This window comes from Streptomyces sp. AA4, from assembly GCF_000158875.1.
Lineage (GTDB): Bacteria > Actinomycetota > Actinomycetes > Mycobacteriales > Pseudonocardiaceae > Amycolatopsis.
Window position 1 is genome coordinate 7291411 of record NZ_GG657746.1, and the last position, 25078, is coordinate 7316488.

Genomic DNA, 25078 nt, shown 5'->3' on the forward strand with positions numbered 1-25078 from the left:
ACATAGCGGACACTGCGTGCGGCAATCGGCAAACCGGAGGAATCGCCTCGTTACGGAACCACCGACTTCACCTCGGCGAAGTGACAAGCCGACAGATGCCCGTCGGTCCGCGGTTCGAGCTTCGGCGTCTCCGTCGCGCAAATGTCGGCGGCTTTCCAGCACCGCGTCCGGAAACGGCAACCCGACGGCGGATCGATCGGGCTCGGCACGTCACCCTCCAGCCGGATCACCTGCCGCTGCCCGCGCACCGCCGGGTCGGCGACCGGCACCGCCGACAGCAACGCCTGGGTGTACGGATGGGACGGTCGCTCGTAAATCTCGTCCTCGGTGCCGATTTCGACGATCTTGCCGAGGTACATCACCGCGACCCGGGTGGACAGGTGCCGCACCACCGAGAGGTCGTGCGCGATGAACACATAGGACAGTCCGAACTCGCCCTGCAGTTCCCCGAGCAGGTTCATCACCTGCGCCTGGATCGAAACGTCCAAAGCGGACACCGGCTCGTCGCAGATGATCACCTTGGGCCGCAACGCCAGCGCCCGCGCGATCCCGATGCGCTGCCGCTGCCCGCCGGAGAACTGGTGCGGATACCGGTTCACGTGCTCGGGGTTGAGCCCGACCACCTCCAGCAGCTCCTGCACCTTCTTCGCCCGCGAACCCTTCGGCGCGACATCGGTGTGGATCTCGAACGGCTCGCCGACGATGTCGCCGACGGTCATCCGCGGATTCAGCGACGTGTACGGATCCTGCAGCACGATCTGGATTTCCCGGCGCATGCGCCGCAGTTCCGCTCCGCGCGCCTTGAACAGGTCGCGCCCCTCGAACGTCGCACTGCCGCTGGTCGGCTCCTCCAGGCGCATCAGCACCTGAGCGAGCGTCGACTTGCCGCAGCCGGATTCCCCGACCACGCCGAGGGTTTCGCCCGGCTGCAGGTCGAAGGACACGCCGTCAACGGCCTTGACCTGCCCGATCGTCTTCTTGAACAACACGCCCGCGCGCACCGGGAAATGCTTGACCAGCTCGCGCACGCTCAGAATCGGCTCACCCACGGCTCTCCACCACCTCCTCGGCGAAGTGACACGCGCTGACCCGGCCGAACCCGAGCGCGTGCGAGGACGGCCGCTCGTCGCGGCACCGCTGCTCAGCCCGCTTGCAGCGCGGATGGAACGGACATCCGGACGGAATGTCGAGCAGGCTCGGCGGCAGGCCCTTGATCGTTTCCAGGGTCTGTCCCTTGAGGTCGAGCCGGGGCAGCGAATCCATCAGCGCGGCGGTGTAGGGATGCCCCGGCGAGCTGAACAGTTCCCGCACGTCGGCCTGCTCCACGATCCGCCCCGCGTACATCACCGCGATCCGGTCCGCGACCTCCGCGACCACACCGAGGTCGTGCGTGATGAGGACGAGCCCCATCCGCCGTTCCCGCTGGATGTCCGCGAGCAGGTCCATGATCTGCGCCTGCACGGTCACGTCGAGCGCGGTCGTCGGCTCGTCCGCGATGAGCAGATCCGGGTCGAGCGCCAGTGACATCGCGATCATCGCGCGTTGCCGCATCCCGCCGGAGAACTGGTGCGGGTAGTCCTTCACCCGCCGCTCCGCCGCCGGGATCCGCACCAGGTCGAGCAGTTCGATCGCCCGCTTGCGCGCGTCCTTTTTGGACATGCCCAGCCGGACCCGCAGCTGCTCCTCGATCTGGAATCCGACGGTGAACACCGGGTTCAGCGCCGAAAGCGCGTCCTGGAAGATCATCGCGATCTCCGCGCCGCGCACCTCCCGCCGCCGGTCCGCCGACGCGGTGAGCAAGTCCTCGCCGCGATAACGGATCGAACCGGCGGTGATCACACCCGGCGGGGTGTCGAGGATTCCCATGATGGTCTGCGCGGTGACGCTCTTGCCGGAGCCCGATTCGCCGAGCACGGCAAGGGTTTCCCCGGCGTGCACCGAGTACCCGACTCCGTTGAGCACGTTGGCCACGCCGTCGGAGGTGCGGAACTCCACGTGCAGGTCTTCGACCTCGAGCAGCAGTTCGTTCTCCGCCGTCGGACCAGGTGAACTGGACACTGTGGACATTGCGGCTACCTCGACTTCGGGTCGAGCGCGTCGCGGATACCGTCGCCGAGCATCACGAACGCGAGCACGGTGATGGTGACGAACGCACCGGGGAACAGGAGCATGTGCGGGACCGCGCGGAAGTAGTCGCGCGCGTCGCTGATCATGACGCCCCACGACACCACCGGCGGCCGCACGCCGATGCCGAGGTACGCCAGCGTCGCCTCGGCCCCGATAGCCGCGCCGAGCGCGATCGTGGCGTACACGAGCACCGGCGCGAGCGTGTTCGGCAGCAGGTGCCGGAACACGATCCGCGGAGTGCTCGCACCGAGCGCGCGGGCCGCCTTCACGTAGTCCAGCTGCTTGGCCACCAACGTCGCGGACCGCATGATGCGCATCGCCACCGGCCAGGTCAGCACCGCGATCGAGCACACTACCTGCACGATGATGGTGACCTGCCCGGGATTCGTGCCGGGCGCGTTGAACGTGGTCAGGATGACGATCGCGCCGAGCACGAACGGAAGACCGGCGAAGATGTCGCCGAGCCTCGAGAGCAGGCTGTCGACGATCCGGCCGTAATAGCCAGCGACGATGCCGATCAGCGATCCGAAAAGGACAGTCAACAGCGTCGCGAAAACGCCGACCAGAAGCGACGCCCTCGCCCCGTAAATGGTCCGCGCGTAGACGTCGTAGCCCTGGTTGTCGTAGCCGAACCAGGCGTCCGCGGACGGGCCCTCGTTGGCGTGGGTCAGGTCGCTGTACCCGGCCGGACGGTGCGAGAACAGCCCCGGCGCGATCGCGATCAGCACGACCAGCAGGATGATCAACGCGGAGATGACGAACGTCGGCTTGCGGCGCAGCTGCCGCCACGCGTCGCCCCACAGACTGCGCGGTTTCTTCGGGCCGGCGTCGGCCGAGCTGTCCACATGCGACAGCTGTGCCGCGTCGACCCCTCCGCCGCCGACGAGATTCGGGTCAGTCATAACGGATCCTCGGGTCGAGAACGGCGTAGAGCAGGTCCACGATCAGGCTCATCAGCAGATACACCACCACCAGCAGCACGACGACGCCGACGACGGTCGCGCTTTCCCGGTTCTGGAGGCCGCGGAAGATCAGCCCGCCGAGACCGTTGATGTTGAACACGCCCTCGGTCACGATCGCGCCGCCCATCAGCGCGCCGAGGTCGGTGCCCAGGAAGGTCAGTACCGGGATCACCGAGTTGCGCAGCAGGTGAATGCCGATGACCCGGCTGTTGGGCTGTCCCTTGGCGATGGCGGTGCGGATGTAGTCGGCGTGCCGGTTCTCCGCGATCGACGTTCTCGTCAGCCGCGCGACATAAGCCATCGACAGGCTGCCGAGCGCGATGCCGGGCACGATCAGCTCGCCGATGCTCGGATCGTCCGAGACGCTGGCGTCGATGATGCCCAGGTTCACGCCGAGCACGATCTGCAGCACGATCGCGGTGACGAACACTGGCAGCGAGATCAGGAACGTCGTCGAGACCAGCACCAGGTTGTCGAGGAAACCCTTGCCGCGCAAGCCGGTCAGCACCCCGGCGGTGAGGCCGATGACCGCCTCGATGAGCACCGCGACGAGCGCGAGGCGCAGCGTGATCGGGTAGGACGTGGCGATCATGTCGCCGACCGAGGAGCCGTTGAACGTCTCGCCCCAGTCGCCGCTGAACAGGCTCCCGAGGTATTTGAAGTACTGGACGATCAGGTTGTCGTTGAGGTGGAACTTCTCGGTCATCAGGTCGATATAGGCCTGCGGACAGGCTTGCTGCCCGCATTTTCCGGAGAACGGGTCCCCGGGCACGGCCCACACCAGTGCGTAGATCAGGAAGGTGGTGCCGAAGAACACCGGGATCAGCTGGAGCAGGCGACGCAGGACGTAGCGGATCATGCGTGGTTCCTAGGAGTGCGCGCCGGGCTCGTGAGTGCCCGCGCCGGCTTGTGGCCTGCGCGAACACTCACGAGCCGCGTGGTGGGAACGGACGAGTCAGCGCATCACTTCTTGAGGACCTCGACCGACGAGTAGTCCGCGCGGCGGCGGAAGTCGAGGACCACGGTCTTCGTGTGCTTCGACTTGGCCGCGACGCCCTTCTCGTCCCACACCGGGATCGAGGGCAGGTCCTTCGCGATCAAGTCCTCGGCTTGCTGGTACAGCTTGACCGCGGCGTCCTTGTCCGCCGTCGAGTCGGCCTGCTTCAGCAGAGCGTCGACCTGCGGGTTGGAGTACGTCGAGTCGTTCGACGAGGCCCCGGTCCGGTACAGCGGGTTGAGGAAGTCCTCAATGGACGGATAGTCCGCCGACCAGTCGGAACGGCCCATGCCGGTCAGCTTGTGCCCGGTCACGATGCTGCGCCACTGGCCGAAGTCGGTCGCCGGAACGAAATCGCATTCGACGCCGAGGGTGTTCTTGATGCTGTTGCACGCGGCCACCAGCGGTTCCTTGCGGCCGCCGTCGGCGTTCGACGCGATGGTGAGCTTGCCCTTGAACCCGGACTTCGCGAAGAGTTCCTTCGCCTTCTCCGGGTTGAACTTGCAGTACTCGCCGCACACGCCGGGACGGAAGCCCGCGATGCCCTGCGAGACATAGCTGTCCGCCGGCACGTAGGTGTCGTGCATGACCGTCTTGGTGATCTGCGCGCGGTCGATCGCCATCGAGATCGCCCGGCGCAGGTCGAGGTTGTTGTAGCCGGGCACGTAGTACGGCACCGCGATCGTGCTGATTCCCAGCAGGTGCCCGGTGACCAGGTTGTCCTTGAGGTCGGTCTTGTACTTCTCCGCGGTGAGCGCGGACGGCGGCAGCGTCTCGATGAAGTCGAGCTTGTTGCTCAGCAGGTCCTGGTACGCGGTTTCCTGGCTCGCGTAGATCTTGACGTCCAGGTCCTTGAACTTGACCTTGTCCGGACCCTGGTAGTCGTCGAACCGGGTCAGCTTGATGTCCACGTTCGGCGTGCGGCTGACGAACTTCATCGGGCCGTTGCCGATCGGGTGCTTCGCGAAGGCGTCGGGGTCCTTGAAAAAGGAGTCCGGCAGCGGCGCGAACGCGCTGTAGCCGATCTTGGTGGTGAACACCGAGAACGGCGCTTCGAGCGTCACCTGGAACTCGTAGTCGCCCTTGACCTGCAGGCCGGACATCTTGTCCGTGGTCGGCTTCGCCGCCTTGTCGGCCGGGTGGACGTCGGCGTAGCCCTGGATGTTCTCGAAGAACGTGCTGTTGATCTGGCCGTTCGCCGAGTTGGCCCCGTAGTTCCAGGCGTCGACGAAGTTCTTCGCCTTGACCTCGGTGCCGTCGTGGAACTTCCAGCCGTGCTTGATCTTGATGTCGTAGACCTTGGAATCGGTCGTGGTGATCGAATCCGCCATCAGGTTGAACGGTTCGCCGCTGTCGCCCTTGTACGCGACGAGACCGGAGAACATCGGGTCGACGGCCTTGGAACCGCCGAGCTCGTTGGTGTTCGTGGGGATCAGCGTGTTCTGCGGTTCCGTCCCGTAGACCGTGAAGGTCCCGTTCGGATCCGCTTCTCCCGACGACCCGCTGCTGGATCCGCCGCCCCCACAGGCAGTCAGGAGCAGCGACAAGGTTGTCACGACCGCGGCCGCGCTCCAGAGCCTGGATGAACCCCGCATGTCCCCTCCGTTTCTCGCGTCCGAATAGCGAGATGGAGGCTAGCTGGATCAGCCCTTCGTAACCGGATCACCGGGTTGCACCTGAATAACAACACCGCTCATCACCCGGTCAGCTCACAACTAACTGCGCTTGATGACTTTCGGTGGTTTTGGTACGGGTTTGGCCGCCGGATGCGCGCCCGGTGATCTCGGTGTCGCGGAGCGTTCAGGCGAGCGACAAGGCGATCCCGTCCAGGATGTCGTGCTCGCTGACCACCAGCTGGTCCGGACCACCGCGCGCGGCGAGTTCCTCCGCGAGCACCTGGACGACGACCGCGCCGCCGCCGATCACGTCGACCCGGCCGGGGTGGATCACCGGATTCTCGGCGCGGGTCGCGCGGTCGGACGCGAGGAGCTGCCCGGCGAGTTCGTCGATCTGGCCGTGCGTCAGCTTCGACAGGTGCACGCGCTCGGAGTCGTACTCGGGAAGGCCGAGCGAAACGGCTGACAACGTGGTCACGGTGCCGGCGACGCCGATCCAGGTGCGGGCCTTCGCGACGTCCACGACGTCGAACGCCTCGGCGAGGATGCCGCGGGCCAGTTCGCGGGCGGCGGCGATCTCGTCGGCGGTCGGCGGGTCGTCCTTCAGCGCACGCTCGGTGATCCGGACGCAGCCGATGTCGACGGATTTCGCGGCGGTCACCTCGGCCTCGCGGCCGTTCCAGGTGCCGAGCACGAGTTCGGTGGAGCCGCCGCCGACGTCGACGACCACGAACGGCCCGTCGTCCGGGTCCTGCTCGCCGACCGCGCCGGTGAAGGACAGCCGGGCTTCCTCGTCGCCGCTGATCACCTCGGCCTCGACGCCGAGCGTTTCGCGGGTCATCGCGAAGAACTCGTCGCGGTTGCTCGCGTCGCGCGTCGCGGAGGTGGCGACCATGCGCACCTTCTCGACGCCCTTGCGCCGCGCGGCGACGGTGTAGTCCGCGAGCGCGGCGCGGGTGCGCTCGAGCGCTTCCGGCGCGAGCCTGCCGGTGGCGTCGACGCCCTGGCCGAGCCGCACGATGCGCATCTCGCGGTGCAGGTCGCGCAGGTCGACCGTGCCGTCGTGGCGCGGCGTCAACTCGGCGACGAGCAGACGGATGGAGTTGGTCCCACAGTCGATCGCAGCTACCCGAGGCATGGGTCCGACTTTACTTGGTCTCCGGCGCTTCGCCGGACAGGCGGGCATAGGCGGGCCCTATGCCGCCTCGCCGACATTTGGTCTTTGCCTTTGCCTCTTTTCCGGATCTACGGTGGACGTGTTCGCCGCATTTTCCTTCGCGGCGGTTCTTTCTCCATTATCGAGAGGTTTATTGGCATGCCCGATTACGGGATTGCGGGAAAGCGCGCGGTCGTCACCGGCGGTTCCCGCGGAATCGGCGCGGCGATCGTGGCGCAATTGCTGGCTGCGGGCGCGACCGTGCTCACCACCGCCCGCTCCGCTGCGCCGGTGCCGGACGGGGCGTCCTTCGTCGAGGCCGACGTCCGCACCCCGGCCGGCGCCCAGACGATCGCGTCCGCCGCTGAAGAAGTCCTCGGCGGCGTCGATCTGCTGGTCCACAACGCGGGCGGCGCGCGTCCGCACCCGAGCGCCTTGGCCATTCCCGACGACGAATGGCAGGACGCGCTGTCGGTGAACCTGCTGGCCGCGATCCGTCTGGACGCGCTGCTCGCCCCGGGCATGCGGGACCGCCGATCGGGCGCGATCGTGCACGTCTCGACCGCCGCGATCCGGCCGCCTTTCCCGCCGTTCTTGCACTATGTGGCAGCGAAAACCGCACTGGAGGCGTACAGCCGAGGCTTGGCCGCCGAACTGGCCCCGTCCGGAGTCCGGGTCAACGCCGTGTCCCCCGGCCGGACCGCCACCCCCGGCGGCTTGGCGACGCGCGAACAGTGGGCGAGCCTGTCGCCCGGCTTCGCGCTCCCCGAAGTCCCGCTGGGCCGCGACGGTGAACCCGACGACATCGCCAACGCCGTGCTGTTCCTGCTGTCCGACCAGGCGAGCTGGCTGACCGGAAGCGGCCTGGCCGTCGACGGGGGCGAATACCCGCGATGAATGCTTATCAGGGCAAAACCGCGGTCATTACCGGCGGCAGCACCGGAATGGGTTTCGCTACCGCGAAATTGTTCGCCGACAGCGGCGCTCGCGTAATCATCACCGGCCGTTCTCAATCCCGTTTGGACACGGCTTTGGCTCAGCTCGGCGAGGATGCGCTGGCCGTCCGCGGCGATGTGGCGTCGCTCTCCTCGCTGGAGGCGCTGGCGGAACAGGTGCCCGGCCCGGTCGACGCCCTGTTCGTCAACGCCGGGATGGCCCGGACGGCACCGTTCGAATCGGTCACCGAGGAGGAGTTCGACGAGCAGTTCGGGGTCAACGTCAAGGGCGCGTACTTCACCGTGCAGAAGCTCGCGCCGCTGCTGCGCTCCGGAGCTGGCGTCGTGCTGACCACCTCGACCGCGAACGTCCTGGGCCTGCCGGAAACGAGCGTCTATTCGGCAAGCAAGGCCGCACTGCGGTCGATGGCCCGCACGCTCGCCGCCGAACTGCTCCCGCGCGGCGTCCGGGTCAACGCGATCAGCCCCGGTCCCATCGACACCGAGATCCTCGAAGCCGGGATGTCGGCCGAGGAAGCCGCGCGGTTCAAAGCGGCCCGAGCCGCGGCGAACCCGATGAAACGGCTGGGCACCCCCGACGAGATCGCCCGCGCCGTCGCCTTCCTCGCCTTCGACGCCACCTTCACCACCGGCATCGAACTGGTCGTAGACGGCGGCGACACGCAGCTCTGAGGTGTCAGGCGGCCGGGGACACCGGCTGTTCCCAAGTCTCCTGCCGCAGAAACTCGAGCAACGCCATCTCCGCGGGCCCCGCGCCGGGCCGCACCGCCGCGACCACGGGCTGGGACACGACCGGAAACACCGGCCGGACGAGGTGCTCGTGCCCTTCCGGCACCGCTGACGCCGGAACGAGCGTCACTCCCAGCCCGTGCGCGGCCCAGCGCACCGCCGTCGAGGTCTGCGACACGCGCGCGACCGCGGTCGGCTTCAATCCGTTGTCGCGCAACACTTCGGTGAGGAATCCGTCGAGCGCGCTGTCCGGGTCGAACCGGATCCACTGCTCTTTTTCCAGCTCCCGCAACGAGATCCGGTCCTTCGTGAACAACCGGTGCTTGACCCCGAGGACGACCACGAACTCCTCGTCGCCGAGATGATGTCCCTCGTACAGCCCCTCGTCACACGCCGAGCCGAGCAGCGCGAGATCCAGCACCCCGCGCCGCGCGAGCTGCTCCAGCTCAGCCGGATTCGGCTCCTCGAAAACGGTCGCTGCCAACTGCGGGTACTTGCGCCGCAGCGCAGCCAACGCTCCCGGCAACTGGCGAGTCCCCAACCCCATCTGCGCCGCGACGAGCAACTCGCCGACCAGTTCGTCCGCACCCGCCCTCGCGGTCGCCTGCGCCCGGCGCGCGGCCCGCACCGCCACCTCGGCGTCGCGGAGAAACGCCCGCCCGACGACGGTCGGCACCAGCCCGGTCGGCGTACGGGAGAAGAGCTGCACGCCGAGTTCCCGCTCGAGCCCGCGAATCTGCTGCGAAACGGACGGCTGAGCGACATGAAGCAGCTCAGCCGCGGCGGTCACCGACCCCGCCTCGGCGACCGCCAAGGCGTACTCGAACTGACGAAGACTCATCGTCTCCCCCTGCTTTGTAATGGTGTAATCGAGGCTACCGGAGGAGCGCTTTCGCTTCCTTCACCCGCCGACCGGCGTCTCGCTCCCCGACGGTGCTCCGCTCGACGACGAGATACAGGTCGGGGTGGTCGGGGTCGTTGGCGAGGTCGTCGTGGTCGAGGCGCTGGATCCGCACGTCGGAGTGCTGGTGCTCGGCGTTTCGCTCGAGGGACTCCCGGACGTGCTGTGCTCGGGCGGCAACCCGGTAGGCCGCACCGAGGGAGCACCAGTAGAGACCGGCAACGACTCGGTAGTCCTCGGCCGGGGTTCCGTCGTGGGCGGCGGCGGCGAATTGGACGCCGTCGGCCCGGGCACCCCGACTGGGCTGTCCGGCACCTGCGCGACGCCCTTCCGATAAGCCTCCGCCCAGAGAATCACGGTGGTGACGTACGCGTCGGAGTTGTTGTAGCGGTATATCGCGGTCCGCAACTGATCCGGATTGGCCAGGTCGAGCCCGCCGGAGCAGAGATAGCGCGCCGCCGCGAGCGAGGCGTCGAAGAGATTGCCGGGATCGGATTTGCCGTCGCCGTTGCCGTCCGCCGCGTAGAGCCGCCAGGTCGCCGGGATGAATTGGAACGGCCCGACCGCCCGATCCCACACCGGATCCTGGTCGAGCACACCGTGATCGGTGTCCGGAATCGCCGCGTACGGCCCGGTCCCGTTGAGCTGCGGCCCGAGGATCGGTTGAAGCGTGGTCCCCGCGGCATCGACATACCCGCCCCGCGCGTGATTCGACTCGATCCGCCCAATGCTCGCGATGAGCGCCCAGTCGATATGACAGCCCGGCTGCTCCTTTCCCAGCACGTCCGCCGCATGCCGATACGCGGCGAGCGCAGTAGCCGGAATCCCGAGCGGCCCGTCCGGAAGGTCATACGCAGGCAAGGGAACCGCCGCGGGCGCGTCGGGCAGCCGCCCGTCGACCGCGACTCCGCGAATCCCCGGGTCGTATCCCTGATCAGGCAAGACGTCCGCCGTATGCACCACCGGCATCCGCCCGACCCACCCGGCGACTACCCCTGCTCCGACGGTCGCCGGAAGCACGCCGAGGACCCCCGCGAGCACCGCGGCCACCGTCCGATGCCGCGAAACCACCCGCCGAACCCGGTAACGCCCCCGCCGCGCCCTCACCCGTACCCACCGAGCCTTGTCCGGCGGCGGGCCGACGAGAACGGCAGTCCTCTTGGGTCCGGTTGTTTCGGAAGGCACGCCTACCGGAGCGGCTGCTGCTTCGACGGTTTCTTCGCCACCGCTGTTGCTCGCGCGATCAACGTCGCCGACAGCCGCTTCGTCTGCTCCTTTGTCGCCGCTGCTCTCTTCGCCAGCAACGTCGGCAACCTCTTCGCCTGTTACCTCGTCGCTGTCGTTCTCCCCGCCAGCGGTCTCAGCAGCCCCTTCGCCCGTTACCTCGTCGCCACTGCGCTCGCCAGACAACTCGCGTCTAGCGACCTCGTCGCCAACACCGCTTTCCTCAGCCGCCTCATCACCACGGCCAGCGCCACCTGATCCAGCACGACCGGCTTCGTCACGAGCTATGCCAGCACCCGCGGTCCCCTCACCCGCGCTGTCCCGGTCGCCCGTCGCGCCTCTGGCGATTTCGACCTCGCCCCTGCCCTCACCATCGGCGGCTTCGTCCGCGGCGCAGTCGCCAACACTGGCATCCTCGCCACCGACCGCATCGGCACTTCCGCCCGCGCCGCCAACTTCTTCCCCGCCAGGACCCGCGGAACCACCGGCAACCCGCTCGCCCGCACCGTCCGCGACCGGCTCGACCTGACCGTCCGCAGCAGGAGACGCCTCAGCGCGCACCGACCGCCGAGATCTGCGTGGCACCCGCAATTTCCGCCCCTCCCCGGCGCGCCCAGCGGTGCACCCGGGCTCGCCTGCTCGGTGTGAAGCTCCGATGCGCGCCGCGAAGCATTCCCACCCAGGCGGGCACCGGCCTCTGCTGTGCCTATCCGCGCCCGAGACCGGAGCGTTACCCGGCGCAGTCGCCCGTCGGCCAGCCCTGTTCGCGGACCCAGGCGAGAGTCTCGTCGCCGAACGGGTTCACTCCCGGTCCGGCGGCGAGCGTGTGCGCGAGGTGGACGTGCAGGCATTTCACCCGCCCGGGCATCCCGCCCGCGGTCACCTGCGTGCCCAGCGATTCGATGGCGTCCCGCTCGGCGAGGTACGTCTCGTGCGTGCGCTGGTAAGCCGCCGCGAGTTCCGGGTCGGTGGTGAGCCGTTCGGTCATTTCCTTCATCACGCCGGACGCCTCCAGCGTGCCCACCATCGACGTCAATCGCGGGCAGGTCAAGTAGTACAACGTCGGGAACGGGGTGCCGTTCTCCAACCGCGGGCTGGTCTGGACCACCGAGGGATGCCCGCTGGGGCACCGCGCGGCCACCGCCCGCAACGCCCGCGGCGGCCGTCCGAGCTGCTGCGCGATGACCTCCCGGTCGGCATCGGTGACGGGCTCGAATCGGGGTGTCTCCGTGCTGCTGTTCACGCTCACCAGGCTAATGCCGCCGCCCGCCCGACCCCTCGCGACCTCCGCCGAAACGGCCGAGTTGTCCACAACCGGCACCCCGTGTGGACAACTCGCCGCGTCGGCCTCCGCCGCCGTCGCGATGTGGTTAGCGTGGAAGGCAGTCGGAGCTTCGCCGCCACATCAAGCCGCCAAACAGAAAGGTCACCCGAGCCATGTGAATGAAACGCCGCCGAACGCTTCACAAATCATGAACCGCCAGTCAGGACGCGGCTGCCCTGGCCTGCACTCAGCCAGCGACACGAGAGCGGAGCGGACGCCACCGAAAAGTCACTATTCGAGGCCCGAATCCCGAGGACTGCGAAGCCTCGATTGTCCAGCCACCAGAACTACCGCACCCACGGCGTTAAGGAGCATGCCCAAGAACGATGATCTCGCCCGGCAACAGGCCGCACGAGTCTCAATTAGCCGACACTCCGGCCCGGCGCGACGGCAATCCCGCGAGACCGGAAGGTCGCCGACCAGCGACCTCGCCCGGTCAGCGATCCCGCCCAACTGCCGCCAACCTTGCCCAGTCGTCGACCCGCCCAGCTGCCGCCGAAACACACCCAGCCGACGACCCGTCGAGCACAGGAAACCTCAACCCCCGGAAACCTGCGCCCACAGGTTCTCGTACCAAGGCGCCTGCGGAGCGGGCTGCTGCCCCGGCTGGGCAGCAGTCGGCGAACCAGGCTGGTCCTCCGGCAGCTGGACCATCCACGGGGTCTCGCCCGGCTTCACGTACCGGAGCCGGCGGCGGGCTTCCGCCTCGATCTGGGCCGGGTCGCTCAGCTGGGCTTTGCGGTCGCGCAGCTGGGCGACCTCGTGCTGGAGCTGGGCTTGCTGCGCTTCCTGGTCGCGGACCTCGGAGCGCTGGGAAAGGTAGGTGCGCAACGGAACCGCGACGGTGAAGGCCAGCGCGCACACCACGATCGCCACCACGGCGGCGCGCCGGGTGGTCGACATGCCGAGCACCTTGGCCGCACCGGAGGCGCGTTTCGCCGCCAGGCCGCGGCGCAGCCGGGCCCTGGTCGTCTCCGTCGTGCCCGCGCCGGTGCGGCGCCGGGCCGAGGCGGGACGGCGGGCCCTGCTGGACCCGCTTCCCGCTGCCCGGCCGCCGCGACGGCTGCGCGCCCTCCCCCGGTCGGCCATGTGCCCCTCAGGCCTCCGCGCTGAACCGCGGGAAGGCGAGGTCGCCGGCGTAGCGCGCGGCGTCCGCGAGGGTTTCCTCGATGCGCAGGAGCTGGTTGTACTTCGCGATCCGCTCGCCGCGCGCCGGGGCCCCGGTCTTGATCTGGCCGACGCCGGTGGCGACCGCGAGGTCGGCGATGAAGGTGTCCTCGGTCTCGCCGGACCGGTGGCTCATCATCGACTTGTAGCCGTACGACGTGGCGAGCGACACCGCGTCCAGCGTCTCCGACAGCGTGCCGATCTGGTTGACCTTCACCAGCAGCGCGTTCGCCGCGCGGCGGGTGATGCCCTCCTCGAGACGGTCCGGGTTGGTGACGAACAGGTCGTCGCCGACGAGCTGGACCTTGTCGCCGATCTCGGAGGTCAGCTGGACCCAGCCGTCCCAGTCGTCCTCGCTCAGCGGGTCCTCGATGGAGACCAGCGGGTAGTCGCGCAGCAGTTCGCCGTAGTACGCGGACATCTGCTCCGCGCTGCGCTTCGAACCCTCGAAGGTGTAGGCGCCGTCGGAGAAGAACTCGGTCGCGGCGACGTCGAGCGCGAGCGCGACGTCCCGGCCCGGCACGTAGCCCGCCTTCTCGATCGCGGCGAGGATCAGGTCGAGCGCCTCGCGGTTGTTGGCGAGGCTCGGCGCGAAACCGCCCTCGTCGCCGAGGCCGGTGGCCAGGCCGCGGCCCTTCAGCACGGACTTCAGCGCGTGGTACACCTCGGTGCCCCAGCGCAGCGCCTCGCGGAACGACTCCGCGCCGATCGGCGCGATCATGAATTCCTGGATGTCGACGTCGGTGTCGGCGTGCGCACCGCCGTTGAGGATGTTCAGCATCGGCACCGGCAGCACGTGCGCGTTCGGGCCGCCCAGGTAGCGGAACAGCTCCAGCTCGGCCGATTCCGCGGCGGCCTTCGCGACGGCCAGCGAAACCCCGAGGATCGCGTTCGCGCCCAGCCGCGACTTCGCCGGCGTGCCGTCGAGGTCCACCAGCTTCTGGTCGACGATCCGCTGGTCGACCGCGTCGACGCCGACGAGGTCCGGTCCGATCTCGTCGAGCACCGCGGCGACCGCGCGCTCCACGCCCTTGCCGTTGTAGCGGCCGGTGTCCCCGTCGCGCAGCTCGACCGCTTCGTGCTCGCCGGTCGACGCCCCGGACGGCACCGCCGCACGGGCCAGAGTGCCGTCGTCGAGCGCCACCTCCACCTCGACGGTCGGGTTCCCGCGCGAATCGAGAATCTCGCGCGCGCCTACCTGCTCGATGAGAGCCACGCTCTGCTCCTTGGTGGGTCGTGCCTGCGGTGACGCCGCCCAGAGTAACCGCCCAGCGGGTTCACCCGTTGGAGGCCAGGCCGGTGCCGAGCCGTTCCGCTGCGTGTTCCCCAGTTCAGCCGGGCACTTCGCCGGCGTCCTGGTCCTCCGGCCGGACCTCGCGCCACCCCGACGGCAGCTCGACCTGGTCGGTCACCTGCTGCCAGAACGTCCAGCTGTTGCCGCCGGGATCGGCGACGGTGAAAATCCGCGCGCCGTAAGGCTGGTCCTGCGGCGGTTCCGGCGCGGCGTCCTCGCCGAGCGCCGCGGACACGCGCTCGTACTGCGCGTCGACGTCGGTCACGTACACGACGTTCAACTGCCCGACCGGCCCTTCGACCCCCTTGGCCTCCCAGTATTCGGGACCGACCCCGGCCAGCTGCAGGCGCGCGTCGCCCGCACGGAGCGTCGCCTGGAAAACCTCGCCTGCCCCGTCCTCGAAGCGGACTTCCTCGGTGAAGCCGAACACCCTGGTCAGCCACGCGAGCGCGGCGGTCGCATCGCTGTAGTAGAGGTACGGCGCCAGTCCCAGGTAATCGGGTTCCTGATCGCTGCTCATGGCGGAACAGTCCATCACGACTCGTCTGACGGTCGTGCAACGCCCTCCGCGCCGGTATCGTGAAGCGACCATGACGGACGCCGCAGCAGCCCCCGAACCCGACGGCGAATCGCGCTTCCGCAGGTTCCGCAACGCCGAGCATCTGGTCGCCCGGCGCCGCCCGCTCGACGCGCTCAAGGAGCTCGAACCCCTGCTCGCCGACGAGCCGGACAAGCCGAGCGTGCACCTGCTCGCCGGGCGCGCGTACTTCCACTCCGCCCAGCTGCGCCGCGCCGAACGCGCGTTCACCCGCGTGCTGGAGCTCGACCCCACCGACCACTACGCCCGGTTCGTGCTCGGCCGCACCCTCCAGCGCCTCGGCCGTTTGGCCGAGGCGCTGGCACAACTGCGGATGGCGTCGGCGATGAACCCGGTGCCGGAGTACCTCGAGGCGATCAGCGAGGTCAGGGCGAGGATCACGCTCAGCGATCGCTGAGCCTGCCTGCCCCGAACGTGCATCCGCGAAGGCACTCGCGGGCAACCGCCGGATCCAGCATCGTCCCGGCGCGTCTTCTCAGGTGAACGGGGCAGCGGGGAAGCCTGGCCATCCGGCGCTCCGGCTCGGCCACTCGGCCGATCCGGGCAGACCGGGCGAAGCGCGATCCTTGGTGTCATCACAGAGAGCGATTAGAGGAGGCCGACATGACCGCGCTGACCGTGATCGGAGCGACCGCCGGGCTGCTCGTGCTGGTGCTGATGGCGCTGGCGCCGGTACTCGTCGAACTGAACGAACGCTACCCGGTGCAGCCGCGCAAGCAACTGGTGCGCGCCGAGGCACTGCCGCGGAAGACGGTGCGCGCGAGCGCCGCGCTGCCGACCCACTGACTGCTGCCCCGACCGAGCGGGCCGGGGTTTCGGCCGCTCGCCGCGGCTGGGCTGTTGGGTCGTACGCCGCGGCGTAGGACCGGTGCCGAGCTGACCGGCCGAAGATGGGCAGGGTCCGGACGGCCACTGAGCGGATCAGCAGGGGTCGCCGCACCGACCTTCCAGCCACGCCACGGGCGGACACTCCAGCCAGGCTGCGGTCAGGCTTTCCGGCCGCACCGACCTCGGAACTCCAGGCGGGGCACCGGCGGACTCTCGAGCCAAGCCCGGTCGGACGTCCCCGGGGCTTCCGGCCGGGCCGACCTCGGCTCCCCAGCCAGGCGACCGCCGAACTACTCAGCCAAGCCGGGTCAAGCGTTCCCGCCAGGCAACCTCGGGCTGATCAGCCAGGCACCGTTGAAGTTCCGCAGGCTGGCGTCAACGACGAGCAGCCACGACCACCGCGGCCGAACCGGACGCGAGCCGTCCCGCTGGACGAAGCGTTCCCGCCCTGCCGGAGGAGGCAATCCCGTTGAGCCGCAACCAACCCGCTCAGGGCGCCACGCTCTCCGCCGCGTAGGAGTCTGCGGCCGTGAAGACGTCCTGCACGTAGTTCACCGCCGGGTTGTAGAGCAGCATTGCCTTCCACCAACCCGCCGGGACACCCAGGTCGTCGTCGCTGGCGCAGAGGTAGCGGGCGGCGGTGAACGCCGCGTCGTCGAGGTTGCGCGGGTCCGCGGCCTTGCCGTCGCCGTTGGCGCGCTGGGCGTGTTTGTGCCAGGCGTCCGGCATGATCCGCAGCGGGCCGACGCGGTGATCGGCCGTGCGGTCGCCGTCGAGTTTTCCGGCGTCGGTGTCCGGGCCTTCCGCCGGGCCGGGGTTCACCGTCATGGTGCCGTCCGGACCGGGTTTTTCCGTTCCGAACGCGAGATTTCCGATCGCGGCGAGGGTCGCCCACGACAGGTGGCACGACGGTTTCTGCCGTTGCATCCACATTTCCGCACGCCCGTACGCGGCGAGCACTCGTGCGTCCAGCCGCGTCTTTCCGGCGACCCGCGTCGCCCACGCGTCCAGTTCCGCTTGGTCGGACACGAGCGGACGGTCCGGCGGAGCGGCCAGACCGACCCGCGGGGCTTCCGAGCCGGGTTGCGGGCGCGGCTCCGCTTTGGCCGAAACCGGCGGCGGGGCGGCCGCGGCGGGAGGGGCGGGCGGGTTCGGGTTCCGGATTCCGATGGTCACCACCAGCACGACCCCGGTCAGCACCAGGCCCAGCGCGAACGCGATGCGGCTCGGATAGCGGCGCGGCGGACTCGCCGGAGACGGCGTAATAGTCGGCTGAGTGGTATCGGCCACTCGGACAGGTTACTGATGAACCCGCAAGGGGGACGCTGGACTGGGCGAATGGCAAGCGGACGGTTAACTTCGCGCCAGAGCCGCCCAGGTCACACAATTCGTTACGCGCTCCCCCGGCGACGCTCTGACCTGCGGTTACCCTAACCTAACCCAGGCGAGAACGTCAGTTTGCCCGTTTTGCCGGGCCCGCTGAGCGAACTTGCCTCTGGACTTACAGGCAAGCCTTACCTAAAAACATCAGGTCAGGTAAGTCGAAGGAGGGCTGAACAGTGGTGTTTTCGAGCGCGCTCATCGGGCTGCGCGAAGGCCTCGAAGCCGCGCTTGTGGTGAGCATCCTGGTCGCCTTCTTGGTGAAGACCGAGCGACGGCACGCGCTGCGGTTCGTGTGGCCCGGGGTCGGCGCGGCCGTGCTGCTGTCGGTCGGCGTCGGCGCGATCCTCACCTACAGCACCGCGCAGCTGAGTTTCGAGCATCAGGAACTGCTCGGCGGCAGTCTTTCCATCGTCGCGGTCGTCTTCGTCACCGCGATGATCTTCTGGATGCGCAAGGCTTCCCGGCACATCGCGGCCGAACTGCGCGGGAAAATGGAGGACGCGCTCAAGGTCGGCCCGGCGGCGGTGCTGCTGCTGTCGTTCCTCGCGGTGGGTCGCGAAGGGCTCGAAACCGCCGTCTTCTTCTACTCGGCCGTGCAGACCGCGCAGTCCGACACCCTGCAGCCGCTGATCGGGTTCGTGATCGGGATCGCCGCCGCGATCGTGCTCGCGTACCTGCTCTACCGCGGCGCGGTGCGGTTCAACCTGTCGAAGTTCTTCACGATCACCGGCGTGCTGCTGGTGTTCGTCGCCGCCGGCGTCCTCGGCTACGGCCTGCACGACCTGCAGGAAGCCGGGTTCATCCCCGGACTGACCACGCTCGCCTTCGACGCGTCGAGCACGCTGCCGGAAACCTCCTGGTACGGCGCGCTGCTCAAGGGGATCTTCAACTATTCGCAGCAAACCACTGTGCTGCAAGCGATCGCGTGGGTCGTCTACGTGGCGATCGTGCTGCCGCTGTTCCTCAAGCCCGCCCGCAAGAACAAGACCGAGGCGGCTCCGGCCGCCCCGGCCGCCGCCAAGGAGTGACAGTGCCCCAGTTCCGCAAAACCTCGACGGCTGTGCTCACCGGCCTCGGCGCGCTCGTCGCGCTGACCGCCTGCGACAGCACGAACTCCGCGTCCGGTCCTTCCGGCGCGGCGTCGGGCGGGCCGATCAAGGTCGAGGCGTCCGACACGTCCTGCTCGGTGTCGGCGACGACCGCGGCCGCGGGCAACCTGACCTTCGAGATCGCCAACAAGGGCACCAAGGTCACCGAGTTCTACCTGTACGCCGAGGGCGACCGGATCATGGGCGAGGTCGAGAACATCGCGCCAGGGCTCAACCGGCGGCTGATCGTCGAGGTCCCGGAGGCGGGCAAGTACCAGACCGCGTGCAAGCCGGGCATGTCAGGCAACGGCATCCGCGGCGACTTCACCGTGACCGGCGGTGCGCAGGGCCAGAGCAACGCGAGCGCGCAGAAGACCGCGGCCACCAAGAGCTACGCGACCTACGTCGAGAACAACAGCTCGGCGCTGGAGACCGAAACCGAGAAGTTCGTCGCCGCGGTCAAGGCGGGCAAGGTCGACGAGGCCAAGGCCGAGTACGCGCGCACTCGCGTGTTCTACGAGCGGATCGAGCCGGTCGCGGAGAAGTTCGGCGACCTCGACCCGTCGATCGACGCCCGCGAGGCCGACGTCGAGCCGGGCCAGCAGTTCACCGGGTTCCACCGGCTGGAGAAGGACCTGTGGACCACCGGCCTGAAGCCGGACAGCCCGCAGATCGCGGACAAGCTGCTCACTGACGTGAAGGCTCTGGTCGCCAAGACCAAGACGCTGCAGCTGAGCGTGCTCGACCTGGCCAACGGCGCGAAGGGCCTGCTCGACGAGGTCGCGACGAAGAAGATCACCGGCGAGGAGGAGACCTTCTCGCACACCGACCTGTGGGACTTCCAGGCCAACCTCGACGGTTCCAAGGGCGCGATCGCCGCGCTGCGGCCGATCCTCCAGGAACGCGACGCGGCCCTGGTGTCCACTTTGGACAAGGAGTTCGCGAACGTGCAGGGGCTGCTCGACAAGACCCGCTCCGGGGACGGTTTCAAGTACTACAACGAACTCTCCCAGGACCAGGTCAAGGCCTTCGCCTCGGCGGTCGACGCGCTGAGCGAGCCGCTCAGCAAGGTCGCGGAGGTCGTCGCCAAGTGACCGAGGAGGGGACGCAGGTTTCCCGCCGGAAGCTGTTCGGGCTGGCCGGCGCGGGTGTCGCGCTGGCCGGCGCGGGCGCGGCGGCCGGGGTCGGCATCGACCGGCTCGGCGGCAGCACGCCCGCCTCGGCCGCGGTGTCCACTGTGGACTTCCATGGTGAGCACCAGGCCGGGATCGTCACGCCGACGCAGCAGAACCTGCATTTCGCCGCGCTCGACGTCACCACGAAGGACGTCAAGAAGCTCCGCGAACTGCTGCGCACCTGGACGGCCGCGGCGCGCCGGATGACCGCGGGCCAGGACGTCGGCCCGAACGGCGCGCTCGGCGGCTCCGCGCAGGCCCCGCCGGACGACACCGGCGAGGCGCTCGACCTGCCCCCCTCCGACCTGACCCTGACGATCGGCTTCGGCCCCTCGCTTTTCGACGACCGGTTCGGCCTCGCCGCGAAACGCCCGCCGCAGCTGATCGACCTGCCCGCGTTCCCGAAGGACAAACTCGACCCGGCCCGCAGCGGCGGCGACCTGTGCATCCAGGCCTGCGCGAACGATCCGCAGGTGGCGGTGCACGCGGTGCGCAACCTGGTGCGGCTGGGCTTCGGCGTCACCGAGGTGCGCTGGTCTCAGCTCGGATTCGGGCGCAGCTCGTCGACGTCGCGCGCGCAGCAGACGCCGCGCAACCTGTTCGGGTTCAAGGACGGCACCAACAACATCAAGGCAGAGGACACCGACGTGCTCCGCGACCAGGTGTGGGCGCAGGCCGGTGACGGGCAGGCGTGGATGGCCGGCGGCACGTACCTCGTGGCCCGCCGGATCCGGATGCACATCGAAACCTGGGACCGCGAAACGCTCGCCGGACAGGAACAGATCGTCGGGCGCACCAAGGGAAGCGGCGCGCCGCTCGGCCAGGCCGGCGAGTTCGACCCGGTCGACCTGCAGGTCGGCGGCGCGGGCGGGACCCCGATGATCGCCGAGGACGCGCACGTCCGGCTGGCCTCGCGCCAGACGCGCAACGGCGTGCAGATCCTGCGCCGCGGCTACAACTTCGTCGACGGCTCCGACGGCGTCGGCCACCTCGAGGCCGGGCTGTTCTTCCTGGCGTTCAACCGCGACACCCGTAAGCAGTATGTCCCGATGCAGCAGGTGCTGTCGTCGAAGGACGCGATGATGGAGTACCTGCAGCACACCGGTTCCGCGCACTTCGCGATTCCGCCGGGCCTTACTCCGACCAGCAACTGGGGCGACGGGCTCTTCGCCTGACCAGTACAAACCTCCCCGCCTCGCCACTGCGTGGGACCGGTTGCCGGTGCCCTCCGGGCAAGCGACGGTGACCGCGTTCGTCCGCGCGAGGTGAGGAGTTCGGTCGTGGTCGCAGTGGCACAGCCGCGGTTCGGGGTATGGGCGGTCGTCTACGGGTCGTGGGGCCCGTTCGATCATCCGGACGACCCGGTGGACGCCAGCTGGGAGCGCAACCGGCGGCTGATCGTCGAGGCGGACCGGCTCGGCTTCGATTCGACGCTCATCGCCCAGCACGTGGTGAATCCGTTCGGCGACGAACTGGACCAGCTGGAGACGTGGACGTCCGCGGCGGCGCTCGCCGCGCTCACCGAGCGGATCGAGATCATCGCGGCGATCAAGCCGTACCTCGTGCATCCGGTGGTGCTGGCGAAGCAGGCGCTGCAGATCCAGGAGATCAGCGGCGGCCGGTTCGGGCTGAACCTGGTCAACGCCTGGTACAAGCCGGAGCTGGCGCGGGCGGGCATCCCGTTCGCCGAGCACGACGAACGGTACGAGTACGGCCGCGAATGGATCAGCGTCGTGCGCGGTCTGCTGGCCGGCGAGCGGGTTTCGTTCGAGGGCAAGCATTTCCAGGTCGACGGGTACCAGTTGCGGCCCGCCGGTTCGGCACCGACCGTGTACGTCGGCGGCGAATCGGACCCGGCGCGAGCGCTGGTCGCGGACAAGGCCGACGTGTGGTTCATCAACGGGCAGCCGAAGGAGAACGTCGCCCGGCTGATCGAGGACGTCGCGGCCCGTCCGCGGGTCGGCACACCGGTCCGCTTTGGACTGTCCGCCTTCGTGGTCGCCCGCGAAACCGACGCCGAGGCGGAAGCGGAGCTGGCGGCGTTGTGGGAATTGGCCGAGGCGGGCAAGGCACGATGGGAGGCGCTGGTCGCGGACGCCGACCCGAAGGCCGTGATGTTCCAGACGTTCGCGAAGTACCCGCACATCGGCACGAACGGCGGCACCGCGGCCGGCCTGGTCGGCAGCTACGACACCGTCGCCCAGCGAATCCGCGAGTGGGCTGACCTGGGAATCGAGACGTTTATGCTGCAATTTCAGCCCTTCGAAGCGGAGATGCGGCGGTTCGCCGAGCACGTGCGCCCCCGCGTGCGCTTGACTTCAAGCAAACTTGAACTTGCACAGTAGGCGCATGTTCACCGACGCGGAACTCGCCTACCTGGCCGCCCAGCCGCTCGCCCGGATCGCCACGCAGCAGCCGAACGGCACCCTGCAGGTCAGCCCGGTCGCGTTCTCCTGGAACCCGGACACGCGCACGATCGACGTGTCCGGCTACCGCCTGACGAGAAGCCGGAAGTACCGCAACGTGGAGGCCAACGGCCAGGTCGCCCTCGTGGTCGACGACCAGCCTTCGACGAACCCGATGCGCATCCGTTGCCTGGAGATCCGCGGCCGGGCGGAAGCCGTGCCGGACGCGTTCGCCCCGGACGGTCACCTCGACGGCACCGTCATCCGCGTTCACCCGCAACGCATCATCAGTGTCGGCATCGACGACCCCGACCACGACCCGCTGGACCTGAAACCGAACAACCGCGACGTCTGAAGGCGCGCCGGTCCGCAGTCCCGCCCCTGCCCGGGGGAGGGACGGGACTGCGCCCGGCTTGCCGATCCGCTCGTTCATCGACGCGCACCGGCCACTGTGTACGCCGCTGTTCCCGCCAGGAACAGCAGCCCGGCCGCCCACCCCGCGGCGGTCGAGTCCGCCGTCGCCATCGGCCAGGCCACGAGGTCGTGAATCTGCCCGGTGGTGCGCGGGACGAAGACCGCCGTCATCGCCCAGCCGAGGGGCAGCGTCCAGCCGAACTGGCCGCCGAACAGCGTGGCCGCCAGCCCGGTCAGGCCGAGGAACCCAGCCGCGTCGCGCAGGATCCAGCCAGGGTCCATCGGGAGATCGACGAAGCCTTGTGCCGCAAGCATTACTCCACCGGCGACCACACCGATCAGCAGCAAGTGCGCTAGTCGTCGGGGCGGCCAGCGGAAGGAGGCCGTGCGGTCCAGATCGATGTCCTGTCCGCTCAGGCCCACGCCTGCCACCGCGACCGCGGCACCGAGGCTGACGGTCGCGAAGAAGTTCGACCAGTTCTCGCCCAGCAGCGGCGGGAGAACGGCGGCACAGAGCAACGTCGCGGCCAGCGACATCGCGAGGTGGCGCGAACGCGCGTACAGCACTGTCCACCGCATTAGCGCGCACCCTCGGTGAGAATCTTCAACGGGTCGCCGGTGCAGGTCAGCTCCGCCTGCCGCGCCGCGGCCATCCGGGCGATCTGTTCCGCCTCTGGCACTGCCTTCAGGGACGCCCATGCTGAGTCCGTCCACGGCTGCAGCGGAGGCTGAATGCGCGAAGCTGGCGGCGTGTACGAGCCGAGCAGCCACTGCGCCATCACCCAGCGCGCAGCGTCCTCCCGGCCGTTCTGCTCGCCGCCATAGGACGCGGCGTGGCAGGGCGACGTCCCAGCTCCACTCAGCAGCGCCGTGGTGAGGCTCGGCCCGCTTTTGTTCTGCATCGCGTAGTCGTCCCGGTTGATCAGCACCCGGGACGGATCTCGCGGGCCGACCTTGTTGGTCCGGAACGGCTCTGTCGACTCCTCGATCCGGCTCGGCGGGTGCGGCAGTTTCCCCAGTCGCCGCAAGGCCTCCTTGCCTGGACCGGCCACAGTGGACAACCAGTCCTCGTGCAAACGGGTGACGCACACTGGACCGTCGCAGACCAGCGCGGAGGCCGTCTTGTCCGGGACGTAATTATCCGTCGACCACGCGGGGAAGAGCGGCAAAGCCACCGCCAGGCCGGCCGCCACCGGGAGCAGCGCCAGCGCCTTGGTGCGCGCCGAACTGGCCAGCAGCAACAGGATTCCCGCGGCAGTGAGCCCAAGCAGCCAGCTCAGTTGCCCGAGCTCCACCGCGGGGCTCGGCAGGTCGAATGGACCGTGCGGCAGCACTTGCCCGATCCCCAGCAGGACCATCGCGTTGGGCCCAGCTCCGTTCATGCCCGACACCTGCGCGAACAACCCGCCGGCCAGCGCGAGCACGGCGAGCACCGGAGCGGTGATCGGATGCGGCAGGAGCCGTCCGAGGCCGAGCCCCAGCACTGCCCCGGCGACCACGGACAGCACGCCGAGCACCAGTTGCATCACCCAGGCCGTGGTGAACAGTCCGCCCTTCGCGATGACCTGCCCGACCCCGACCGCGACGAGCGCCAGGTAACCCGCCGCCGCGGTGAGCCCGAGGGCGAGACCGAGTGTGGCGGCCCGCTGCCCGGCAGGCCGAGGCGTGGAGCCGAACAGTTCGCCGACCCCAGCCCGGGCGTCCCGCATGCCCTGGATCGCCGCTGCCCCGACGATGATCGGCCACATCAGCACCAGCAGGTAGCGCGGCCACCGCACCGCGGTCAGCCAGGTCGCGTTCCAGGCCGCGGAATCGTAGTTCCACGGTCCCTTCGAGAACACGAGCAAGCCAAGGCTCACGGTCAGCATCGCGACCGGCACCCAGGGAGCGATGGTGCGCCGGAGTTCGATCCGGAACGCGCTCATCACCAGGCCCCCTTCCCCTGCGCGTGCCCGAGCAACGCCGAATAGCCTCGCTCGATCGGGCTGTCGCCGACGTCCGCCTCGCTGCCGGCCGCGGCCAGATCGGCAGGCGTGCCTTGGAAAACCAGCTTCCCGTCGGCGAACAGGACGACGTCCGAGCACGCCGCGGCGACGTCTTCGACCAGATGGGTGGACACGACGACGCACGCGTCCCGGCCGATTTCCTGCAGCAGCTCCCGGAAACGCAACCGCTGCGCCGGATCGAGCCCGGCGGTGGGTTCGTCGAGCAGGAGGAGCACCGGGTCGTTCACGATCGCCTGCGCGATGCCGACCCGGCGAATCATGCCGCCGGACAGGGTCTTCAGTTTGTCCCCGGCGCGGTCGGCGAGACCGACCCGCTCGATCGCGCGCTGCACCGCGCCCGGCACCTCGCGTTTGGGCATCTCCTTGAGCCACGCCAGATATTCGACGAACTCGCGGACGGTGAACCGCTTGTAGTACCCGAAGGTTTGCGGCAGATACCCGATCCGGCGGCGCAGGCCGCGCTGCTCGAAGCGCCCCCCGATCGGCTCTCCGAGCAGCGTGAGTGTGCCTTCGGTCGGGCGCAGCACCGTGGCCAGGGTGCGGATCAAGGTGGTCTTGCCCGCACCGTTCGGCCCGAGCAGCCCGTGCACGCCCGTGCCGAGCGCGAGGTCGAGTCCGTCGACCGCCATTTTCTTGCGGCCGACCCGCACTTTGAGCGCCTGGGCCTGGATTTCCCAGGCGTAGGTCGCCGGAGCGACCTCGGCGGCTTCCACAGCTCGCATCAGTGT

Annotated in this window: 24 protein-coding genes and 1 pseudogene; 9 read left to right on the forward strand and 16 right to left on the reverse strand. The window is 69.0% G+C overall.

Annotated features, from left to right (window positions below; translation table 11 throughout):
- Positions 1-50: 50 nt before the first annotated feature.
- The 6 genes from SSMG_RS33120 to SSMG_RS33145 form a co-directional block, all read right to left on the reverse strand.
- Positions 51-1049 carry an ABC transporter ATP-binding protein gene (locus tag SSMG_RS33120; RefSeq protein ID WP_009083340.1) on the reverse strand — a complete coding sequence of 333 codons (999 nt, stop codon included), beginning with the start codon at positions 1047-1049 and terminating at the stop codon, positions 51-53.
- Complete coding sequence (locus tag SSMG_RS33125) at positions 1042-2067, reverse strand: ABC transporter ATP-binding protein (protein WP_009083341.1); 1026 nt, start codon at positions 2065-2067, stop codon at positions 1042-1044. The genes SSMG_RS33120 and SSMG_RS33125 overlap by 8 nt, the downstream gene beginning before the upstream one ends.
- A 5-nt stretch (positions 2068-2072) precedes the next feature.
- Positions 2073-3029 (reverse strand): ABC transporter permease, encoded by a 957-nt coding sequence (locus tag SSMG_RS33130; RefSeq protein WP_009083342.1) that lies wholly within the window; start codon positions 3027-3029, stop codon positions 2073-2075.
- Positions 3022-3948: an ABC transporter permease gene (locus tag SSMG_RS33135; RefSeq protein ID WP_009083344.1), complete on the reverse strand. Its 927-nt coding sequence runs from the start codon at positions 3946-3948 to the stop codon at positions 3022-3024. Before SSMG_RS33135 ends, SSMG_RS33130 begins: the two co-directional genes overlap by 8 nt.
- A gap of 104 nt (positions 3949-4052) precedes the next feature.
- On the reverse strand, positions 4053-5681 hold the full coding sequence (locus SSMG_RS33140) for an ABC transporter substrate-binding protein (protein ID WP_009083347.1): 1629 nt from the start codon (positions 5679-5681) through the stop codon (positions 4053-4055).
- 205 nt (positions 5682-5886) lie between these two features.
- Positions 5887-6840 carry a Ppx/GppA phosphatase family protein gene (locus tag SSMG_RS33145; RefSeq protein ID WP_009083349.1) on the reverse strand — a complete coding sequence of 318 codons (954 nt, stop codon included), beginning with the start codon at positions 6838-6840 and terminating at the stop codon, positions 5887-5889.
- 177 nt (positions 6841-7017) lie between these two features.
- On the opposite strand from SSMG_RS33145, the gene SSMG_RS33150 reads away from it, so the two are divergent.
- On the forward strand, positions 7018-7755 hold the full coding sequence (locus SSMG_RS33150) for an oxidoreductase (RefSeq protein WP_009083350.1): 738 nt from the start codon (positions 7018-7020) through the stop codon (positions 7753-7755).
- Positions 7752-8486, forward strand: a complete 735-nt coding sequence (locus SSMG_RS33155) for an SDR family oxidoreductase (protein ID WP_009083352.1) — start codon at positions 7752-7754, stop codon at positions 8484-8486. The genes SSMG_RS33150 and SSMG_RS33155 overlap by 4 nt, the downstream gene beginning before the upstream one ends.
- 22 nt (positions 8487-8508) lie before the next feature.
- On the opposite strand, the pseudogene SSMG_RS33160 reads toward SSMG_RS33155, so the two are convergent.
- The 6 genes and pseudogenes from SSMG_RS33160 to SSMG_RS33185 form a co-directional block, all read right to left on the reverse strand.
- Positions 8509-9384, reverse strand: a pseudogene (locus SSMG_RS33160) (LysR family transcriptional regulator); the annotation flags it as partial.
- A gap of 60 nt (positions 9385-9444) precedes the next feature.
- Complete coding sequence (locus tag SSMG_RS33165; RefSeq protein ID WP_063631984.1) at positions 9445-10515, reverse strand: lytic transglycosylase domain-containing protein; 1071 nt, start codon at positions 10513-10515, stop codon at positions 9445-9447.
- Between the two features lie 883 nt (positions 10516-11398).
- Positions 11399-11911, reverse strand: a complete 513-nt coding sequence (locus tag SSMG_RS33170; RefSeq protein ID WP_037718404.1) for a DUF501 domain-containing protein — start codon at positions 11909-11911, stop codon at positions 11399-11401.
- A gap of 618 nt (positions 11912-12529) precedes the next feature.
- Positions 12530-13081, reverse strand: coding sequence for a septum formation initiator family protein (locus tag SSMG_RS33175; protein WP_009083360.1), 552 nt, complete (start codon positions 13079-13081; stop codon positions 12530-12532).
- Positions 13082-13088: 7 nt separating this feature from the next.
- Positions 13089-14375: a phosphopyruvate hydratase gene (eno, locus tag SSMG_RS33180; RefSeq protein ID WP_009083362.1), complete on the reverse strand. Its 1287-nt coding sequence runs from the start codon at positions 14373-14375 to the stop codon at positions 13089-13091.
- 115 nt (positions 14376-14490) lie between these two features.
- Positions 14491-14973 carry a glyoxalase/bleomycin resistance/extradiol dioxygenase family protein gene (locus tag SSMG_RS33185; RefSeq protein WP_037715661.1) on the reverse strand — a complete coding sequence of 161 codons (483 nt, stop codon included), beginning with the start codon at positions 14971-14973 and terminating at the stop codon, positions 14491-14493.
- Positions 14974-15043: 70 nt separating this feature from the next.
- On the opposite strand from SSMG_RS33185, the gene SSMG_RS33190 reads away from it, so the two are divergent.
- Together SSMG_RS33190 and SSMG_RS33195 are read left to right on the forward strand one after the other, a co-directional pair.
- A complete protein-coding gene (locus SSMG_RS33190; RefSeq protein WP_009083365.1) occupies positions 15044-15448 on the forward strand; it encodes a tetratricopeptide repeat protein in 405 nt (134 codons plus the stop codon).
- Between the two features lie 206 nt (positions 15449-15654).
- Positions 15655-15837, forward strand: coding sequence for a hypothetical protein (locus tag SSMG_RS33195; protein ID WP_009083367.1), 183 nt, complete (start codon positions 15655-15657; stop codon positions 15835-15837).
- A gap of 531 nt (positions 15838-16368) precedes the next feature.
- Here SSMG_RS33195 and SSMG_RS33200 read toward each other — a convergent pair.
- On the reverse strand, positions 16369-17169 hold the full coding sequence (locus SSMG_RS33200; RefSeq protein WP_009083368.1) for a hypothetical protein: 801 nt from the start codon (positions 17167-17169) through the stop codon (positions 16369-16371).
- 269 nt (positions 17170-17438) lie between these two features.
- Between SSMG_RS33200 and efeU the strand changes: the two genes are divergently transcribed.
- From efeU to SSMG_RS33225, 5 genes are all read left to right on the forward strand, one after another.
- Positions 17439-18290: an iron uptake transporter permease EfeU gene (efeU, locus tag SSMG_RS33205; protein ID WP_009083370.1), complete on the forward strand. Its 852-nt coding sequence runs from the start codon at positions 17439-17441 to the stop codon at positions 18288-18290.
- A gap of 2 nt (positions 18291-18292) precedes the next feature.
- Entirely contained in the window at positions 18293-19444 is a 1152-nt protein-coding gene (gene efeO / locus SSMG_RS33210; protein ID WP_009083372.1) for an iron uptake system protein EfeO, read from the forward strand.
- Positions 19441-20700, forward strand: a complete 1260-nt coding sequence (efeB, locus tag SSMG_RS33215; RefSeq protein WP_009083374.1) for an iron uptake transporter deferrochelatase/peroxidase subunit — start codon at positions 19441-19443, stop codon at positions 20698-20700. Before efeO ends, efeB begins: the two co-directional genes overlap by 4 nt.
- 105 nt (positions 20701-20805) lie before the next feature.
- Entirely contained in the window at positions 20806-21870 is a 1065-nt protein-coding gene (locus SSMG_RS33220) for an LLM class flavin-dependent oxidoreductase (protein WP_199786052.1), read from the forward strand.
- 4 nt (positions 21871-21874) lie between these two features.
- Complete coding sequence (locus SSMG_RS33225; protein ID WP_009083377.1) at positions 21875-22285, forward strand: PPOX class F420-dependent oxidoreductase; 411 nt, start codon at positions 21875-21877, stop codon at positions 22283-22285.
- A gap of 74 nt (positions 22286-22359) precedes the next feature.
- Here the strand turns inward: SSMG_RS33225 and SSMG_RS33230 are convergent, their stop codons facing one another.
- The 3 genes from SSMG_RS33230 to SSMG_RS33240 are packed head-to-tail and all read right to left on the reverse strand — an operon-like array spanning position 22360 to position 25072.
- Complete coding sequence (locus tag SSMG_RS33230; RefSeq protein WP_009083379.1) at positions 22360-22923, reverse strand: hypothetical protein; 564 nt, start codon at positions 22921-22923, stop codon at positions 22360-22362.
- On the reverse strand, positions 22923-24269 hold the full coding sequence (locus SSMG_RS33235) for a hypothetical protein (RefSeq protein ID WP_009083381.1): 1347 nt from the start codon (positions 24267-24269) through the stop codon (positions 22923-22925). The genes SSMG_RS33230 and SSMG_RS33235 overlap by 1 nt, the downstream gene beginning before the upstream one ends.
- Positions 24269-25072 carry an ABC transporter ATP-binding protein gene (locus SSMG_RS33240; RefSeq protein ID WP_037715663.1) on the reverse strand — a complete coding sequence of 268 codons (804 nt, stop codon included), beginning with the start codon at positions 25070-25072 and terminating at the stop codon, positions 24269-24271. Before SSMG_RS33240 ends, SSMG_RS33235 begins: the two co-directional genes overlap by 1 nt.
- Between the last annotated feature and the right edge of the window lie 6 nt (positions 25073-25078).

Bases quoted from the DNA above. Each gene is read 5' to 3' on its own strand.
- SSMG_RS33125 (WP_009083341.1), bottom strand. From the start codon at position 2,067: ATGTCCACAGTGTCCAGTTCACCTGGTCCGACGGCGGAGAACGAACTG.
- SSMG_RS33130 (WP_009083342.1), bottom strand. From the start codon at position 3,029: ATGACTGACCCGAATCTCGTCGGCGGCGGAGGGGTCGACGCGGCACAG.
- SSMG_RS33135 (WP_009083344.1), bottom strand. From the start codon at position 3,948: ATGATCCGCTACGTCCTGCGTCGCCTGCTCCAGCTGATCCCGGTGTTC.
- SSMG_RS33140 (WP_009083347.1), bottom strand. From the start codon at position 5,681: ATGCGGGGTTCATCCAGGCTCTGGAGCGCGGCCGCGGTCGTGACAACC.
- SSMG_RS33145 (WP_009083349.1), bottom strand. From the start codon at position 6,840: ATGCCTCGGGTAGCTGCGATCGACTGTGGGACCAACTCCATCCGTCTG.
- SSMG_RS33150 (WP_009083350.1), top strand. From the start codon at position 7,018: ATGCCCGATTACGGGATTGCGGGAAAGCGCGCGGTCGTCACCGGCGGT.
- SSMG_RS33155 (WP_009083352.1), top strand. From the start codon at position 7,752: ATGAATGCTTATCAGGGCAAAACCGCGGTCATTACCGGCGGCAGCACC.
- SSMG_RS33175 (WP_009083360.1), bottom strand. From the start codon at position 13,081: ATGGCCGACCGGGGGAGGGCGCGCAGCCGTCGCGGCGGCCGGGCAGCG.
- SSMG_RS33185 (WP_037715661.1), bottom strand. From the start codon at position 14,973: ATGAGCAGCGATCAGGAACCCGATTACCTGGGACTGGCGCCGTACCTC.
- SSMG_RS33190 (WP_009083365.1), top strand. From the start codon at position 15,044: ATGACGGACGCCGCAGCAGCCCCCGAACCCGACGGCGAATCGCGCTTC.
- SSMG_RS33195 (WP_009083367.1), top strand. From the start codon at position 15,655: ATGACCGCGCTGACCGTGATCGGAGCGACCGCCGGGCTGCTCGTGCTG.
- SSMG_RS33225 (WP_009083377.1), top strand. From the start codon at position 21,875: ATGTTCACCGACGCGGAACTCGCCTACCTGGCCGCCCAGCCGCTCGCC.
- SSMG_RS33230 (WP_009083379.1), bottom strand. From the start codon at position 22,923: ATGCGGTGGACAGTGCTGTACGCGCGTTCGCGCCACCTCGCGATGTCG.
- SSMG_RS33235 (WP_009083381.1), bottom strand. From the start codon at position 24,269: ATGAGCGCGTTCCGGATCGAACTCCGGCGCACCATCGCTCCCTGGGTG.
- SSMG_RS33240 (WP_037715663.1), bottom strand. From the start codon at position 25,072: ATGCGAGCTGTGGAAGCCGCCGAGGTCGCTCCGGCGACCTACGCCTGG.